Raw genomic sequence first — 16,843 nt, forward strand, 5'->3', positions numbered from 1 at the left:
GTCGGCTCCTTCTTGCGTCGGGGTCGGCCGCGTGGGCGGCATCAGTTCTGGCGAATGACCCGGGCTACTGTCGCAACGTTATGGGCGAGGTGCAGCGGGTTGATGGTACCGACAATAGCACTGGCAACGCCGGGCTGCGCAAACAACAATTCGAAGCTGGCCCGTACCGGATCGGTGCCCGGGCTCAGGCAGACGTGACCGCTGGCCAGGGCCTTCTTGACCAGGATCGCCTTGCCGTGGGCCGTCGCATAGTCAATGACCGGCCGCTCGCCCTGTTCGTTCAGATTGTAGGTGATCATGGCGCAATCGCCTTGTTCCAGAGCCTTCAAACCCCCTTCGACGGTTTTTCCGGAAAAGCCGAAGCCGCGGATCTTGCCTTCGCGCTTCAGCTCGGCGAGGGTCTGGTAGACGCCGCTCTGTTCGAGGATCGCCAGGTCGTTGCCGTCGGAATGCACCAGCACCAGGTCGATAAAGTCGGTTTCCAGGCGTTGCAGGCTGCGTTCTACGGACAGGCGGGTGTGCCCGGCGCTGAAGTCGTGGCGCGATTGGCCGGCCTCGAACTCTTCACCGACCTTGCTGACGATCACCCATTCGTGACGCTGCCCGCGCAGCAGCGGGCCGAGGCGTTCTTCGCTGCGGCCATAGGCCGGGGCGGTATCGATCAGGTTGATGCCCAGGTCGCGGGTCAGCTTGAGCAACTGGCGGGCCTCCTGGTCGTCGGGGATCTGGAAGCCGCTGGGGTATTTGACGCCCTGGTCGCGGCCCAGCTTCACGGTGCCCAGGCCCAGTGGCGAAACGCTCAGGCCGGTGCTGCCGAGGGGGCGGTGCAGGTCGTGCAGGGTCGGCAGGCTCATGGCAGCAGTTGCTCCCAGGCGGTTTGCGTCATGGGCGGCCTTGGCAGTTCGGGTAACGCCGGCGGATGGCCGGGTTGGATACCGTTCCGTTGCAGGCTGGCGAGTACCCGGTCGGCGAAGTCCGGCGCCAGGGCCAGCTTGGTCGGCCAGCCCACCAGCAGGCGATCCTGCTCGGCGAGAAAGGCGTTGTCCGGGCGGGTCAGGCCGGACTGCAGGGGTTCGGCGCGATCGACGCGCAGGGTGGCCCATCGGGCCTGGCTCAGGTCGATCCAGGGCAGCAGGTTGCCCAGTTCCTTGCGTGCCGTGGCAATCTGCTCGGCGGGTTCGCGTGCGACGCCTTCGGCTTCGGAAATATCGCCGCCGAGGTACCAGACCCACTGGCCATCGGCCGCCGGGTGGGTGGTCACGGTGATCCGTGGCTTGGGCCCGCCGCCCAGGCAGTGGGCATACAGCGGCTTGAGGCTCGGGCCCTTGACCAGCACCATGTGCAACGGACGCTTCTGCATGGCCGGCTGGCTCAGGCCCAGGGCGTCCAGCAGATCGGCGTTGCCGGCGCCGGCGCTGAGCACGATGCGCTGGGCACGGATCTCGCGCTCGTCGACCCGCAGGCCGACCAGTTGGCCATTGTCCAGCAGTGGTTCGATCTTCTGCCCGGCCAGCAGGCCGTCGCCCGCCAGTTCGGCGAGACGCGCAATCAGGCTGGGAACGTCGATCACCAGTTCGGCCAGGCGATAGACCTTGCCCTTGAACTTCGGGTGCTGCAGGGCCGGTGGCAACTGGTCGCCCTTGACCTGGTCGACCCGTCCGCGCACCGCCTTGCTGGCGAAGAAACTGGTGAGATTGCCGGCGAGGGTGCCGGGGGACCACAGGTAATGGGCATCGGACAGCAGGCGCACGCCGGTCAGGTCGAGCTCGCCGCTGCCGGCCAGGGCCTCGCGCCAGCGGCGGGGCATGTCGGCGATGGCTTCCGAGGCGCCGGTCAGGGCACCGTGCAGCGCGTATTTGGCGCCGCCATGGATGATGCCCTGGGACTTCACGCTTTGCCCGCCGCCGAGGCTGGCGCTCTCCACCAGTACCGTCGAAAAACCCTGGCGACGCAGGCGCGCGTTCAGCCAGAGGCCGGCGACGCCGGCGCCGACAATCAGGACATCGGTGGAAATAGCGGATGGCATGCGGCGACCTCGGTTTTCATGAGCAGGGTCGCAGTATACAGATTCGCGGGAATCGGCGATTTGCCTGCCATCAATGTCCGGCGGTTTTCGAGAACAGCTGGATCACCACCACGCCGAGGACGATCAGCGCCATGCCGAGCATGGCCGGGATATCCAGCTTCTGCCCGTAGAGAAACAGCGCGGCGACGCTGACCATGACGATCCCCATGCCCGCCCACACCGCGTAGGCCACGCCCACCGGTACCGTGCGCACCACCAGGGTCAGCATCCAGAACGCCGTGGCGTAGCCGACGATGATCAGCGTCAGCGGCAGGGGCGTGCTCAGTCCCTTGACCGCTTTCATGGAGACGGTGGCGATGACTTCGGCGCAAATGGCGATGGCGAGGTAGTAGTAAGCATTCATGGAGCGATCTCTCGTGTCTGGGCCTGCTGATGAGATCGGCATTTTAGACATTGCCCAGATGGGGTAAAGTCATTACCTATCTGAGTTTGAGATAGGTTGGGCGTCAGCATGCAATGGAACCTGGAGCAGATGCGCCTGTTTGTCAGCGTTGCCGAGCAGCGTTCGTTTTCCGCGGTGGCCCGTCATCAGCGCAAGGCGCAATCGGCGATCAGTTCGGCGATTGCCTTGCTGGAGGCCGACCTGGGGGTCAGCCTGTTCGAGCGTAGCAGCGGTCGCCAGCCGCGCCTGACCGAAGCCGGCGAGGCGTTGCTGGAGGAAGCCCGTGAAGTCCTGCGCCAGTGCGAACGCCTCAATGGCCGGGCATTGGCGCTGATGCGCGGCGAGGAAGCCAGCCTGCGCCTGGCCCAGGATGAGGCGATGCCCTATCAGCCGGTGATCGACAGCCTGGAGGCGCTGGCCAACCGCTTTCCCAGCCTGGAAGTGCAACTGACCAGCGCCGCCCAGGGCGATGTGGCGCGCAAGCTGGTGGAGCGGCGCGCCGATCTCGGGCTGCTGTTCTATCACGACCAGATCCCCGAGGCCCTCGAACGGCGTGTGCTGGGCAGTATCGAAATGGTCACGGTGTGTGGCATCGGGCACCCATTGGCGGCGACCCGTCGCGTCGACGCCCAGCAACTGGCACGGCACCGGCAATTGCTGATGTCCACGCCCTCGAGTGTGTATCCCGGTGGCGAGGCGGCCAGTCCGCAGGTCTGGCGCGCCGACAGTTTCTACGTCATGGCCGAGTGGCTGGCCCGTGGCCTCGGCTGGGCCTGGTTGCCGCGGCATGTGGTGCAGTACCCGACGTACCAGGGGCAGATGGTCGAGCTGGTCAGCGAATGGACCCCGCCGGCGCTGGTGGTGGAACTGGTCTGGCGGCGTGACGAGCCCCTGGGCCCGGCCGCGCGCTGGCTGGCCGAACGTTTTGCCGAACACCTGCAGGCGATCGGCTGAAAACACAGTAAACTCCGCCGCCATGAATAGAACTCTCTACACCTTGCTGTTTCATCTGGGGCTGCCGCTGGTGGCGTTGCGTCTATGGTTGCGGGCACGCAAGGCTCCGGCCTATGCCCGGCGTATCGGTGAACGTTTTGCCCGTGGCCTGCCACCGATGCACCCGGACGGTATCTGGGTCCACGCGGTGTCGGTGGGCGAGAGCATTGCCGCCGCGCCGATGATCCGCGCGTTGCTGGCGCAGTACCCGCAGGTGCCGATCACCGTGACCTGCATGACTCCCACCGGTTCGGAGCGGATCAAGGCACTGTTCGCCAGTGAGCCGCGTATCCAGCATTGCTACCTGCCCTACGACCTGCCCTGGGCCGCGGCGCGCTTTCTCGATGCGATACGGCCCAGGCTGGCGGTGATCATGGAAACCGAGCTGTGGCCCAACCATATCCATCAGTGCGCCCGGCGCGGGATTCCGGTGGCATTGGCCAATGCGCGGCTGTCGGCGCGCTCGGCCAGGGGATACGCCCGGTTTGCCCGGCTGACCCGGCCGATGCTGGAGGAGATGAGCCTGATCGCGGTGCAGACCGAGGCCGAGGCCGAACGTTTCCGGCAATTGGGCGCGCGTCCGGAATCCGTCGAGGTTACCGGTTCGATCAAGTTCGACCTGAGTATCGATCCGCAATTGCTGGCGCGTGCCGCCGAGCTGCGCGGGCAATGGCAGGCACAGCAGCGGCCGGTGTGGATCGCCGCGAGCACCCACGAGGGCGAGGACGAGGTGGTCCTGGCGGCGCATCGGCAACTGCTGGCCAGTCATCCGGATGCCTTGCTGATCCTGGTGCCCCGGCATCCGGAGCGCTTCAACAGTGTCTTCGAATTGTGCCGGCAGCAGGGTTTCCCCACCGTTCGGCGCTCCACCGCCGAACCGGTCAGCGCACAGGTTTCGGTGCTGCTCGGCGACACCATGGGCGAGCTGCTGTTTCTCTATGCCCTGGCGGACAGCGCCTTTGTCGGCGGCAGCCTGGTGCCCAATGGCGGACACAACCTGCTGGAGCCGGCAGCCTTGTCCAAACCGGTATTGAGCGGGCCGCACCTGTTCAACTTCCTCGAGATCGCCGCGTTGATGCGCGAAGCGGGAGCGTTGCAGGAAGTGGACGATGCCGAAGGGCTGGCGGTGGCGGTGCAGCGCCTGTTCGAACTGCCGCGGGATGCGCAGAAGATGGCGGAGGCGGGGTTGAAGGTGATGCAGGCCAACCAGGGCGCGTTGCAGCGATTGCTGGATGGGTTGGGGCGGTTGTTGTCGCTGTAGGAGCCGGCTTGCCGGCGATGAGGCCCGTGAGTCTTGCGCTGTCTCAGGTGACGCCATCGCCGGCAAGCCGGCTCCTACAGGGTTTGTGGCGCCATCAATAACCCGGATTGGCCTTCAGATTGGCCGCTGCCGCCTTCGCCAGGTCAGGTGGCAGGAAGTCCTTGTCCGGGTTGTAGTCGGCCTTCAGGTAGCGCGCCAGGGCGCTCAGGTCGTCCGGACTCAGGGTCCCGGCCGCCTGCTTCAGGCGCAGGTTGTCGAGGATGTAGTCGTAGCGGGTGTTGTTGTAGTCACGCACCGAGGTGTACAGCTGGCGCTGGGCATCGAGCACGTCGACGATATTGCGCGTGCCCACCTGATAACCGATTTCGGTCGCTTCCAGCGCGCTCTGGTTGGAGATGATCGACTGCTTGCGCGCCTGTACCTGTTCCACATCGGTATTGACCGCGCGATGCAGGTTGCGGGTGTTTTCCACCACCTGCCGACGCAGGGCTTCACGTTGCTGCTCGGTCTGGCTCAGGCGCGAATAGGATTCGCGGACCTGCGAGCTGGTCAGGCCGCCGCTGTAGAGCGGGATGTTCAATTGCAGGCCGACCGTGGTCTGCTTCACCGGGCCGCCATAGTTCTGGCCCAGGGCATTGGGGTTGCTCAGGCCAAAGCCGTCGTTGTCGCCAGCCTGGTACTGGGCCACCGCGTCCAGGGTCGGTGCGTGGCCGGCCTTGCGCTGCTTGAGGGTTTCCTCGGCGGCGCTGACCGCGTAGTTGCTGGCCAGCAGGTTGAGGTTCTGCTTGGCCGCAGTATCGACCCAGGCCTTGGCGTCATTGGGCGTGGGCGCCAGCACCGGCAAGGTATGGACGATACCCTGGATCGAGTTGTACTGGCGGTTGGTCAGGGTGATCAGCGCTTCGAAGGCGTCTTCGACCTGGCGCTGGGCGACGATCCGGTTGGCCCGCGAGGTGTCGTAGCTGGCCTGGGATTGCAGCACATCGGTCTTGTCCGACAGGCCCACGTCGAAGCGTTCGTTGGACTGGTCGAGCTGGCGCTTGAACGCCGCTTCCTCGGCCTTGGTCGAAGCCAGGGTGTCCTGGGCGCGCAACACCGCGAAGTAGCTTTCGGCACTTTGCAGGATCAGGTTCTGCTCGGTGGCCGACAGTTGCAGGGCGGCCTGTTCGTTGACGTCCTTGGCTGCCTGGAACTGGAACCAGCGGTCGGCGCGGAAGAGCGGCTGGCTCAGGGTCGCCTGATAGACATTGGCGCTGCGGTTCATGGTCGCCGACGGCCGATCGATCGAGGTGTGGACGTTGTTGCTGCTGGCGCCCGCCGAAAGGTTCGGCAGCAGGCCGGCGCGGGCCTGGGGCACGATTTCCTTGCGCGCGTCGTAGTCGGCGCGGGCGGCGGCCAGATCGGCGTTGTTGTCGACGGCTTCCTGGTAGACGCTGACCAGGTCGGTCTTGGTCGACAAGGGCGCTTCAGCTGCCCAGACCATTCCGTTGGTCGCACAAGACACGGCCAGGGCCAGTGAGAGTTTGCGCAGCATGTGGCGATCCTTGGAGTAAATATTACGGTGATAATTCGGTGGCCGAGGCTACTGCGCGGTGCGGGCAGCGTCAAGCCGTAGGCGAGTGTAGTTGCCGTGGGGTTTCGCAACAATCCTGCATATCGGCCATTTATCCAGACGAACACGAGGGTGGTGGCGTTATGTCGCAGTCTTGGTCTACACTCGGCCCGTTCTTGTCGGGGTGCCTTGCTATGGGGCTGAGATCGGATAATTCCGGATCCCGTTGAACCTGATCAGGTTAGCGCCTGCGTAGGGAACAAGATTTCTCGTCCCCCGGCGAGTCCTCTTGTGCTCCGTCCGGGATGTTGTTCGACAATCGAACAGCGTTCGCGAGGACAGAGCACAGCACCAGTCCTGGTGCGTCCGTGCCTTTCAGGTTCGTCCCGACAATCCCCCTGGATGCCGTCTGGAGAGCCGTGATGAGTACAAAATTGAGAGATGCCGCGAACCTCAGCGATTCCGCCAAGGTCGACGAGCAATCCGTGCAGCCGTTTACCCGCTCGCAAAAAATCTACGTGCAGGGCTCGCGCCCGGATATCCGCGTGCCGATGCGTGAAATCAGCCTCGACGTGACGCCGACCGACTTCGGCGGCGAGATCAACGCTCCGGTGACCGTCTACGACACCTCGGGCCCCTACACCGATCCCAACGTTGTGATTGACGTGCGCAAGGGCCTGGGCGATGTGCGTTCGGCATGGATCGACGACCGTGGCGACACCGAGCGCCTGAGCGGTCTGAGCTCGAACTTCGGCCAGCAGCGCCTGGCCGATCCCGAGCTGACCAAGCTGCGTTTCGCCCACGTCAACAACCCGCGCCGGGCCAAGGCCGGGGCCAACGTCAGCCAGATGCACTATGCGCGCAAGGGCATCATCACCGCCGAGATGGAATACGTCGCCATCCGCGAAAACATGAAGCTGCAGGAGGCCCGCGCAGCCGGCCTGTTGAAGCAGCAGCACGCCGGCCACAGCTTCGGCGCAAGCATCCCGAAAGAGATCACCGCCGAATTCGTCCGCGAGGAAATCGCCCGCGGCCGCGCGATCATCCCGGCCAACATCAACCACGTGGAGCTTGAGCCGATGATCATCGGCCGCAACTTCCTGGTGAAGATCAACGGCAATATCGGCAACAGTGCCCTGGGTTCTTCCATCGAGGAAGAAGTGGCCAAGCTGACCTGGGGCATCCGCTGGGGTTCGGACACGGTCATGGACCTGTCCACCGGCAAGCACATCCATGAAACCCGCGAGTGGATCATCCGCAACTCGCCGGTGCCGATCGGTACCGTGCCGATCTACCAGGCGCTGGAGAAGGTCAACGGCGTGGCCGAAGACCTGACCTGGGAGCTGTTCCGCGACACCCTGATCGAACAGGCCGAGCAGGGCGTCGACTACTTCACCATCCACGCCGGCGTACTGCTGCGCTACGTGCCGATGACCGCCAAGCGCGTCACCGGGATCGTTTCCCGCGGCGGTTCGATCATGGCCAAGTGGTGCCTGGCGCACCACAAGGAAAACTTCCTCTACACCCATTTCGACGAAATCTGCGAAATCATGAAGGCCTACGACGTCAGCTTCTCGCTGGGCGATGGCCTGCGTCCGGGCTCGATTGCCGATGCCAACGACGAAGCGCAGTTCGGCGAACTGGAAACCCTGGGCGAACTGACCAAGATCGCCTGGAAGCACGATGTGCAGTGCATGATCGAAGGCCCCGGCCACGTGCCGATGCAACTGATCAAGGAGAACATGGACAAGCAGCTGGAGTGCTGCGACGAGGCGCCGTTCTACACCCTCGGTCCGCTGACCACCGACATCGCCCCGGGCTACGATCACATCACCTCCGGCATCGGTGCGGCGATGATCGGCTGGTTCGGTTGCGCCATGCTCTGCTACGTCACGCCCAAGGAACACCTGGGCCTGCCGAACAAGGATGACGTGAAGACCGGGATCATCACCTACAAGATCGCCGCCCATGCGGCCGACCTTGCCAAGGGCCATCCGGGCGCGCAGATCCGTGACAATGCCTTGAGCAAGGCGCGGTTCGAGTTCCGCTGGGAAGACCAGTTCAACCTGGGCTTGGACCCGGATACCGCGCGTTCGTACCACGACGAGACCCTGCCGAAGGACTCGGCCAAGGTCGCGCATTTCTGCTCCATGTGCGGGCCGAAGTTCTGCTCGATGAAGATCACCCAGGAAGTCCGTGAATACGCGGCCAACCAGCGGATCGAGGCGGTCGATGTGGAGGCTGCCCAGGGCATGGCGGAACAGGCGGAGCGCTTCAAGCGCGAAGGCAGCCAGTTGTACCAGAAGGTCTGATCCGATCCGGGATGAGGGGCGCCCGTACGGGCCTCTTCGCGGGCAAGCCCGCTCCTGCGTGGATGTGTCGAACACGGCTTTGCTGTACGACAACCAATCGTGGGAGCGGGCTTGTCCGCGAAGGGGGCCTGACAGACGCCGCTGCATTCACAATAAAAATACTTGTCTTCGAGATACCTTCCCTTGAGCACACCCAGCAGTACCTATTCTCCCGATCTCGCGGTCCCGGCCGGCCAACGTGTGTTCGGTGCGCGCGATCTGTTTTCCCTGTGGTTTTCCCTCGGCATCGGCCTGATGGTCTTGCAGACCGGCGCCTTGCTGGCGCCGGGCCTGGGCCTGTCCGGCTCGCTGCTGGCGATCCTGCTCGGTACGGCGGTGGGCGTGCTGCTGCTGGCCGCCGTCGGCGTGATCGGCAGCGACACCGGCCTGGCCTCGATGGCCGCCCTGAAACTCACCCTCGGCCAGCGCGGCGCGAGCCTGCCGGCGATCCTCAACCTGCTGCAACTGGTGGGCTGGGGTTCGTTCGAGATCATCGTCATGCGCGATGCCGCGAGCCTGCTCGGCACCCGGGCATTCAGCGAAGGCAGCCTGATGGCCAACCCGTTGCTGTGGACCCTGGTCTTCGGCGCACTGGCGACCTTGCTGGCAGTGAGCGGTCCACTGACCTTCGTGCGCAAGATCCTGCGCAAATGGGGCATCTGGCTGTTGCTGGCCGCCTGCCTGTGGCTGACCTGGAACCTCTTTGCCAGGGCCGACCTGGGCGCCTTGTGGGCCCAGGCCGGTGACGGCTCGATGCCATTTGCCGTGGGCTTCGATATCGCGATTGCCATGCCGTTGTCCTGGTTGCCGCTGATCGCCGACTACTCGCGGTTCGGCAAGCGCGCGAAAAGCGTCTTCGGCGGGACGGCGCTGGGCTTTTTTATCGGCAACTTCTGGTTGATGAGCCTGGGCGTGGCCTACACCCTGGCCTTCGCCCCAAGCGGCGAAACCAACGCCCTGCTGTTGGCCCTGGCAGGTGCCGGGCTGGGGATTCCACTGCTGCTGATCCTGCTCGACGAGTCGGAAAACGCCTTTGCCGATATCCACTCGGCGGCGGTCTCCAGTGGCATCCTGTTGCGCCTGAAGGTCGAGCACCTGGCCCTGGGCATCGGCGTGATCTGCACCCTGATCGCCTGCCTCGCGCCGCTGGCGCAGTACCAGAACTTCCTGCTGCTGATCGGCTCGGTGTTCGCACCGTTGTTCGGCGTGGTGCTGGTGGACCACTTCATCCTGCGCCGGCGCAGTGCCCAGGTGGCCTCGTCGCTGCTGCGCTGGCCGGCACTGCTGGCCTGGCTGGGCGGCATCAGCACCTATCACCTGCTGGCCAATCTCTACCCGGACCTGGGCGCAACCCTGCCGTCACTGGTGCTGGCAGGGCTGCTGCAACTGCTGCTGGGCAAGGCCTTCACTTACGGGCGGGAAACCGCTCGGGCCTGAGGATGCCATTGAGGCGCGAATAGTCGATCTTCAGCTCGATCAGGCCTGCCGCGTAAGGGGCAATGGTCATCACGTTGTACTTGAGGATCACGCCATCGCTGGCCAGGGTGACGTTCGGGGTCTTCTGGAAGGGCCAGGCGCGGATGAAGTCCAGGTCCTGGCGGTTGCTGATCTGCCAGTTGTTGTGGGCGACCTTGGCCAGTTTCCAGAAGGCCTCTTCCTGACCCGGCAGCAGCATGTCCTGCAGGGTCAGGGCCTTGTGTTCCTGGCGCGACCAGGTGATGAAGCTGCGTCCCGGCATGCCGTGGGCACCGCCATCATCCAGGTAGCTGGACAATTCGATGATCACCAAGCCGTCATGCTGCTCGCGTACCTTGGCTTGCAAATAGCTGCTGTGGCGGCTGGCCGAGGTGGCGAGGAACTGCTCCCGATAGGCCTTGAGCGAAGGCGGCAACGGCGCGTCGGGCGAGGTGCGGGCCATTTGCAGCAGGCTGCGCTCGATCAGGCCGTCCAGTTGCGGCTCGCTCGGAAAGTGCACGGTATCGATATTCACCAGCGGGCAATCCGGTTCGTTGCAGCCTGGCTTGATCTGTTCGGATGCGTCGCCCTTGAACTCCAGCGGTTTCTGCAGGGCGGGTTGGAACAGGCTCTGGCAGGCACCCAGGGTCAGGGCGATGCAGGTCAGTGAAGCGATTTTTAGAAACGACATGTACGTCCTTCGTCAGCGAAAGAAAGGCCAAAGTGATCGGGCTTCGACTCCCGGCAGCGCACTCGGTTCGCCACTAAGCTGATTAGAGTAGGTTTCAGGGGCGGCCGTCTATCCCGGCGATGGGAAAGGGGCTGCATCGGCAGGTGTCGGCGCGTTAGGATGGCGCGAAGTCGAGGGGGAGCCTCGCCGCTACAGCTAGAGAGGATCAGCATGACCGATACCATCAAGGCCAGTCCGACGACCGTCGAGATCACCCGGCGGGAGAACTGCTTCAAGGGATTCTACCAGCTTGATCGCCTGCATCTGCGCCACGAACTCTTCGCCGGCGGTATGGGCAAGGAGATCACTCGCGAAGTGTTCGTGCGCCATGATGCGGTATGCGTCCTGCCCTACGATGCGCGGCGCGATGAAGTGGTCCTGCTGGAGCAGTTCCGGGTGGGAGCCATGGTGGGCAATGCCGGTAATCCGTGGATGGTCGAACTGGTCGCCGGTCTGATCGACAAGGATGAACAACCGGAAGAGGTTGCTCAGCGCGAGGCGCAGGAGGAAGCTGACCTGAATCTGCAGGCCCTGTGGCCGATCACCCGATACTTTCCGTCGCCGGGTGGCAGCAACGAATTCGTTCACCTGTACCTGGGACGCTGCGAGACCGAGGGGGCTGGCGGCCTGTTTGGCCTGGTGGAGGAGAGTGAAGATATCCGGGCGTCGGTCTGGGCTTTCGAAGATGCCCTGCAGGCCGTGCGTGACGGACGAATTGCCAATGCGGCGTCGATCATTGCCTTGCAATGGCTGGCATTGAATCGCGCCGAAGTGAGGGGGTTATGGTCGTAAGTCTGCTGCGTGAACGTTATCGGGTCGATCTGATCGGGCTGCAGGCGGCCTGCGAGGCGAACTATGCCCGTCTGATGCGCCTGCTGCCGGAGATGCGCGACCAGCAGCAGCGCGCCCGGCGGATCGCCGTGACCCAGGGCGAGCAGATGCTTGGCGTCCTGGCGCTGGAGGTCCTGCAGGACAACCCCTACACCACGACGCTGCTGGTTCGCCAGGAACACAGCCTGCCCTGGTTGCCGGTGCCGGAACTGCAGGTACAGGTCTACCACGATGCGCGCATGGCCGAAGTGATCAGTGCCGAACATGCCCGGCGTTTTCGCAGCATCTACCCGTACCCGAACGCGGCCATGCACCAGCCGGACGAGAAGGCCCAGCTCAACGTGTTCCTCGGGGAGTGGTTGAGTCATTGCCTGGCCTGCGGCCATGAATTCGAGGCAGTGCGTTAGGTTGTATCCGGCTAAATGTGAACTGTGCCCCGTTTCAGCCATTTCCTCTTTCCAGGTTCCCCGACCATAATTGCGCCCAACGCGGTTTTGAACGAAACGGTTCAAAACGGTCCAGCCAGTATTTCCCGGGAGAGCGCCTTGTCGAGCGTAGCCACTCAGTCGACCACCACGGATTCGGTGCTGTTGGTGCAACTGTCCGACAGCCATCTGTTTGCCGAGGCAGACGGTACGCTGTTGGGCATGAACACCCGCGAGAGCCTGCAACGGGTGATTGATTGTGTCCTGGTCGAACAGCCCCGGGTTGACCTGGTGCTGGCCAGTGGCGACCTGTCCCAGGACGGCACACTGGAGTCCTACCAGTGCTTCCGCCAGATGAGCGGGCGCATCCCGGCGCCGGCCCGCTGGTTCCCGGGCAACCATGACGAGTTGCGGGAAATGGCCGAGGCCGCCAGCCACAGCGATCTGCTGGAGGCCGTGGTGGACATCGGCAACTGGCGCGTGACCCTGCTGGACTCCGCCGTGCCGGGTTCGGTGCCGGGGTATCTGCAGGACGAGCAGTTGCAACTGCTGGCACAGTCCCTGAGCGAGGCGCCGCAGCGTCATCACCTGGTCTGCTTCCATCACCATCCGGTGTCCATCGACTGTGCCTGGATGGAGCCGATCGGCCTGCGCAATCCGGAGGCACTGTTCGCCGTGCTGGACCGCTTTCCCCAGGTGCGGGCGCTGTTGTGGGGGCATATCCACCAGGAATTCGACCAGCAGCGCAATGACGTGCGCCTGCTGGCCTCGCCCTCGACCTGCGTACAGTTCGCGCCGGGCAGCGAGGACTTCAAGGTCGACGACAAGGCCCCGGGCTACCGCTGGTTGCGCCTGCATCCGGACGGACGGCTGGATACCGGTGTTTCGCGGGTCCGCGGCTTCGATTTCAAGGTCGACTACGGTGGCACCGGTTACTGAGCTTCTCCAATATCGGTAGGAAATATCTCTGGGCGAGTCATGGCCCCGGACTCAGGCTAAACTGCGCGTCTTTGTCCGTGCGCAGCCTGGCGTCCTAGCCGCCGGGCGACTGCGCAAGGCAGCGGCTGCCTGTGCGGGGCTGCCTATGGATAGCTTACCTATGGAGAGCAGCGACATGTCCGGATCGATCCTCTATATCCACGGTTTCAACAGCTCGCCCGAGTCGCAGAAGGCGAGCCAGCTGATCTCGGTGATGACCCGCCTGGGCCTGGGCGAGCAGCTGCGGGTCCCGGCCCTGCACCATCATCCGCGCCAGGCCATGCCCCAGCTGGAAGCCGCCATTGCCGAACTCGGTCGTCCGCTGCTGGTCGGCAGCTCGCTCGGCGGCTACTATGCGACTCACCTGGCCGAGCGCCATGGCCTGAAGGCCCTGCTGGTCAACCCGGCGGTCAGCCCGCATCGGATGTTCGACGGCCATCTCGGCCCGCAGCAGAATCTCTACAGCGGCGAAACCTGGGAACTGACCCTCGACCACGTGGCGGCCCTGGCCGAACTGGAAGTGCCGGCGCCCCAAGACCCGCAGCGATTTCAGGTATGGTTGCAAACGGCCGATGAAACCCTTGATTATCGTGCGGCGCAACAGTATTACCGGGCGTGTGCCTTGCGTATCCAGGCTGGCGGCGACCACGGTTTCCAGGGCTTTGCCCGACAATTGCCGGCGTTGCTGAGTTTTGCCGGCATCGGTGCCGATAAGTATCAAGCGATCGATTTCTCTGTACTTTGAGAATGACCCCTATTCATAGACGACTGACGACGAGACCCCATGGCCACTCCCAGCGCTAGCTCTTATAACGCAGACGCCATCGAAGTCCTCTCGGGCCTCGACCCGGTGCGCAAACGCCCGGGCATGTACACCGACACCAGTCGGCCGAACCACCTTGCCCAGGAAGTCATCGACAACAGCGTCGACGAAGCCTTGGCCGGGCACGCGAAGTCGGTGCAGGTCATCCTGCACGCCGATCATTCCCTGGAAGTGTCCGACGACGGACGCGGCATGCCGGTGGATATCCACCCGGAAGAGGGCGTGTCCGGTGTCGAGCTGATCCTCACCAAGCTGCACGCGGGCGGCAAGTTCTCCAACAAGAACTACCAGTTCTCCGGCGGCCTGCACGGCGTGGGCATTTCCGTGGTCAACGCCCTGTCGACCCAGGTGCGGGTCCGGGTCAAGCGTGATGGCAACGAATACCAGATGACCTTCGCCGACGGCTTCAAGGCCACCGAGCTGGAAGTGGTCGGCACCGTGGGTAAGCGCAATACCGGTACCAGCGTGTATTTCGCGCCGGACCCGAAGTATTTCGACTCGCCGAAGTTCTCCGTCAGCCGCCTCAAGCATGTGCTCAAGGCCAAGGCGGTGCTCTGCCCGGGGTTGCTGGTCAGCTTCGAGGACAAGGCCACCGGCGAGAAGGTCGAGTGGCATTACGAAGATGGCCTGCGTTCCTATCTGGTGGACGCGGTCAGCGGCTTCGAACGCCTGCCGGACGAGCCGTTCTGCGGCAGCCTGGCCGGCAACAAGGAGGCGGTGGACTGGGCCCTGCTGTGGCTACCCGAAGGCGGCGACAGCGTCCAGGAAAGCTATGTCAACCTGATCCCCACGGCCCAGGGCGGCACCCACGTCAACGGCTTGCGCCAGGGCCTGCTCGATGCCATGCGCGAGTTCTGTGAATTCCGCAGCCTGTTGCCGCGTGGCGTGAAGCTGGCGCCGGAAGACGTCTGGGAACGGATCGCCTTTGTCCTGTCGATGAAGATGCAGGAGCCGCAGTTCTCCGGGCAGACCAAGGAACGCCTGTCGTCCCGCGAAGCCGCGGCGTTTGTCTCCGGGGTGGTCAAGGACGCCTTCAGCCTGTGGCTCAACGCCAACCCCGAGCTGGGCATGCAACTGGCCGAGCTGGCGATCAACAACGCCGGCCGCCGCCTGAAGGCCAGCAAGAAGGTCGAACGCAAGCGTATTACCCAGGGACCGGCCTTGCCGGGCAAGCTGGCCGACTGCGCCGGCCAGGACCCGATGCGCTCCGAACTGTTCCTGGTGGAGGGTGATTCCGCCGGCGGTTCGGCCAAGCAGGCGCGGGACAAGGAATTCCAGGCGATCCTGCCGTTGCGCGGCAAGATCCTCAATACCTGGGAAGTCGACGGCAGCGAAGTGCTCGCCAGCCAGGAAGTGCACAATATCGCCGTGGCCATCGGTGTCGATCCGGGTGCGGCGGACATGAGCCAGCTGCGCTACGGCAAGATCTGCATCCTCGCCGACGCCGACTCCGACGGCCTGCACATCGCCACCTTGCTCTGTGCCTTGTTCGTCCAGCATTTCCGGCCGCTGGTGGATGCCGGTCACGTCTACGTGGCGATGCCACCGCTGTACCGGATCGACCTCGGCAAGGAAATCTTCTATGCCCTGGATGAGGCCGAGCGCGACGGTATTCTCGATCGCCTGGTGGCCGAGAAGAAACGTGGCAAGCCGCAGGTCACCCGATTCAAGGGCCTGGGCGAAATGAACCCGCCGCAACTGCGCGAAACCACCATGGATCCGAACACCCGGCGCTTGGTGCAGTTGACCCTGGACGATTTCGAGGCGACCTCGGAAATGATGGACATGCTGCTGGCGAAAAAACGCGCCGGTGACCGCAAGAGCTGGCTGGAATCCAAGGGCGACCTGGCAGAGGTGCTGGCCTGATGCGCAGAGCCCTTGCGGCGCTGTTGCTGCTCGTCGCCTGGCCGGCGTTCGCCGATTCGAGCGCGGCCCCCGGGTTTCCCGAGCTGAAGTTGCTGTCCGAGCACCCGGTCGAAGGCATGCGCGGCGGCAACCTGTCCGGGCTGGCGCTGTGTGGCAAGACGTTGTGGACGGTCTCGGATCGCGACGACGATCTGCTCTACCGGCTGGATACCGCGAACCGGGTCTGGCAGGCCGAGGGCGTGCACCTGGAAGTGCCGCCGGTGCCGGACAGCGGCTTGCCCTGGGGCTTGCAGGTGCGCACCTGGGCGGCCTCGTTCGTCCGGGGTGGCGAGCTGGATTTCGAGGGGGTGAGCTGTGATGACGCGGGTAACCGCTATATCGTCAGCGAAGCCCACGCCGCGGTCCTCAAAGTACCCGCGAACGGCGCGCCGGAGTGGCTGAAGATCACCCCGAACCTGGTACGCCAGGCGCGGGGCAGTGGCATGTTGCTGCATTTCAATGCGATCTTCGAAGGCCTGGCCGTCAGCCCGGAAGGTGACCGTCTCTGGCTGGCTGCCGAGCGCGAGCGTCGGGGCCTGTTGCTGGTCAAGCGCCAGCAGACGGTGTGGGATTGCGAGGGCGCCTGCGTGCTGCTCAGCGAAGGGGCGCGCGAGATGCAGCCGCCGCAGTTTCCCAAGGCCAAGGCGGCCACCCGGGACTTTGCCGATCTGTCGCTGTTCGATGGCAAGCTGTTCACCCTGGAACGCAATGCCTACCGGATCTGTCGCCGCGATGCGCGCAGCGGGCAGGTCGAGCGCTGCTGGTCGTTTGCCGCCGAAGCGCTCACCGCCCCGCGTATCTATCCGCAGAACTACGGCCTGGCCGAAGCCCTGGTGGTCGACGCCGAGGGGGCATGGATCGGCCTGGATAACAACAACGGGGCCCGCGCCGATGGCGAGGCCCGGCCGATCGTCTGGCGTTTTGCCGCGCCGGAAGGTGGCTGGAGCGCCGGATCATGAGCCGGTGCTTGCCTGGCAAGCGCGCCGGCCTTGTGTCGAGTGCTTTGAACAAACCTGAATTCACCCAGCGTGGCGGCACTTTGCCGTTGCGCCAGACTACGAACTGATGAGG

The 16,843-nt window shown here is 64.4% G+C and carries 15 protein-coding genes, 1 pseudogene and 1 riboswitch; of the genes and pseudogenes, 11 read left to right on the forward strand and 5 right to left on the reverse strand.

The window, feature by feature from the left end:
• Positions 1–41: 41 nt before the first annotated feature.
• The 3 genes from KI243_RS02525 to KI243_RS02535 form a co-directional block, all read right to left on the reverse strand.
• Entirely contained in the window at positions 42–854 is an 813-nt protein-coding gene (locus KI243_RS02525) for an aldo/keto reductase (RefSeq protein ID WP_017125105.1), read from the reverse strand.
• A complete protein-coding gene (locus tag KI243_RS02530) occupies positions 851–2,026 on the reverse strand; it encodes an FAD-dependent oxidoreductase (RefSeq protein WP_212810412.1) in 1,176 nt (391 codons plus the stop codon). Before KI243_RS02530 ends, KI243_RS02525 begins: the two co-directional genes overlap by 4 nt.
• Positions 2,027–2,096: 70 nt before the next feature.
• Positions 2,097–2,429, reverse strand: coding sequence for a multidrug efflux SMR transporter (locus KI243_RS02535; protein WP_017125103.1), 333 nt, complete (start codon positions 2,427–2,429; stop codon positions 2,097–2,099).
• Between the two features lie 108 nt (positions 2,430–2,537).
• Here KI243_RS02535 and KI243_RS02540 point away from each other — a divergent pair, with 108 nt between their 5' ends.
• Both KI243_RS02540 and waaA read left to right on the forward strand, forming a co-directional pair.
• The gene (locus KI243_RS02540; RefSeq protein ID WP_177083402.1) at positions 2,538–3,422 is read left to right on the forward strand and encodes a LysR family transcriptional regulator; all 885 of its coding nucleotides are present in this window, start codon (positions 2,538–2,540) and stop codon (positions 3,420–3,422) included.
• A gap of 22 nt (positions 3,423–3,444) precedes the next feature.
• A complete protein-coding gene (gene waaA / locus KI243_RS02545) occupies positions 3,445–4,722 on the forward strand; it encodes a lipid IV(A) 3-deoxy-D-manno-octulosonic acid transferase (protein ID WP_212810413.1) in 1,278 nt (425 codons plus the stop codon).
• 94 nt (positions 4,723–4,816) lie between these two features.
• Here the strand turns inward: waaA and KI243_RS02550 are convergent, their stop codons facing one another.
• Positions 4,817–6,256, reverse strand: a complete 1,440-nt coding sequence (locus KI243_RS02550; protein WP_212810414.1) for a TolC family outer membrane protein — start codon at positions 6,254–6,256, stop codon at positions 4,817–4,819.
• Between the two features lie 188 nt (positions 6,257–6,444).
• A riboswitch (TPP riboswitch) is annotated at positions 6,445–6,550 on the forward strand.
• 146 nt (positions 6,551–6,696) lie between these two features.
• Between KI243_RS02550 and thiC the strand changes: the two genes are divergently transcribed.
• Both thiC and cytX read left to right on the forward strand, forming a co-directional pair.
• Entirely contained in the window at positions 6,697–8,586 is a 1,890-nt protein-coding gene (thiC, locus tag KI243_RS02555; RefSeq protein WP_017125099.1) for a phosphomethylpyrimidine synthase ThiC, read from the forward strand.
• Between the two features lie 183 nt (positions 8,587–8,769).
• A complete protein-coding gene (gene cytX, locus KI243_RS02560; RefSeq protein ID WP_017125098.1) occupies positions 8,770–10,062 on the forward strand; it encodes a putative hydroxymethylpyrimidine transporter CytX in 1,293 nt (430 codons plus the stop codon).
• Here the strand turns inward: cytX and KI243_RS02565 are convergent.
• Positions 10,031–10,771 (reverse strand): RsiV family protein, encoded by a 741-nt coding sequence (locus KI243_RS02565; RefSeq protein ID WP_017125097.1) that lies wholly within the window; start codon positions 10,769–10,771, stop codon positions 10,031–10,033. The two genes, cytX and KI243_RS02565, sit on opposite strands and share 32 nt — an antisense overlap.
• 210 nt (positions 10,772–10,981) lie before the next feature.
• On the opposite strand from KI243_RS02565, the gene KI243_RS02570 reads away from it, so the two are divergent.
• The 7 genes and pseudogenes from KI243_RS02570 to KI243_RS32795 form a co-directional block, all read left to right on the forward strand.
• Positions 10,982–11,602 (forward strand): NUDIX domain-containing protein, encoded by a 621-nt coding sequence (locus tag KI243_RS02570; RefSeq protein WP_177083394.1) that lies wholly within the window; start codon positions 10,982–10,984, stop codon positions 11,600–11,602.
• The gene (locus KI243_RS02575) at positions 11,593–12,048 is read left to right on the forward strand and encodes a DUF1249 domain-containing protein (RefSeq protein WP_017125095.1); all 456 of its coding nucleotides are present in this window, start codon (positions 11,593–11,595) and stop codon (positions 12,046–12,048) included. Before KI243_RS02570 ends, KI243_RS02575 begins: the two co-directional genes overlap by 10 nt.
• Before the next feature lie 138 nt (positions 12,049–12,186).
• On the forward strand, positions 12,187–13,005 hold the full coding sequence (cpdA, locus tag KI243_RS02580; RefSeq protein WP_017125094.1) for a 3',5'-cyclic-AMP phosphodiesterase: 819 nt from the start codon (positions 12,187–12,189) through the stop codon (positions 13,003–13,005).
• 175 nt (positions 13,006–13,180) lie between these two features.
• Positions 13,181–13,789, forward strand: coding sequence for a YqiA/YcfP family alpha/beta fold hydrolase (locus KI243_RS02585; protein WP_042934918.1), 609 nt, complete (start codon positions 13,181–13,183; stop codon positions 13,787–13,789).
• A 39-nt stretch (positions 13,790–13,828) separates the two neighbouring features.
• A complete protein-coding gene (gene parE, locus KI243_RS02590) occupies positions 13,829–15,733 on the forward strand; it encodes a DNA topoisomerase IV subunit B (protein ID WP_103033103.1) in 1,905 nt (634 codons plus the stop codon).
• On the forward strand, positions 15,733–16,731 hold the full coding sequence (locus KI243_RS02595) for an esterase-like activity of phytase family protein (protein ID WP_212810415.1): 999 nt from the start codon (positions 15,733–15,735) through the stop codon (positions 16,729–16,731). The genes parE and KI243_RS02595 overlap by 1 nt, the downstream gene beginning before the upstream one ends.
• Positions 16,732–16,745: 14 nt before the next feature.
• Positions 16,746–16,838, forward strand: a pseudogene (locus tag KI243_RS32795) (TIGR02281 family clan AA aspartic protease); the annotation flags it as partial.
• Between the last annotated feature and the right edge of the window lie 5 nt (positions 16,839–16,843).

The sequence above is a fragment of the Pseudomonas sp. Ost2 genome, from assembly GCF_018326065.1.
Lineage (GTDB): Bacteria > Pseudomonadota > Gammaproteobacteria > Pseudomonadales > Pseudomonadaceae > Aquipseudomonas > Aquipseudomonas gingeri.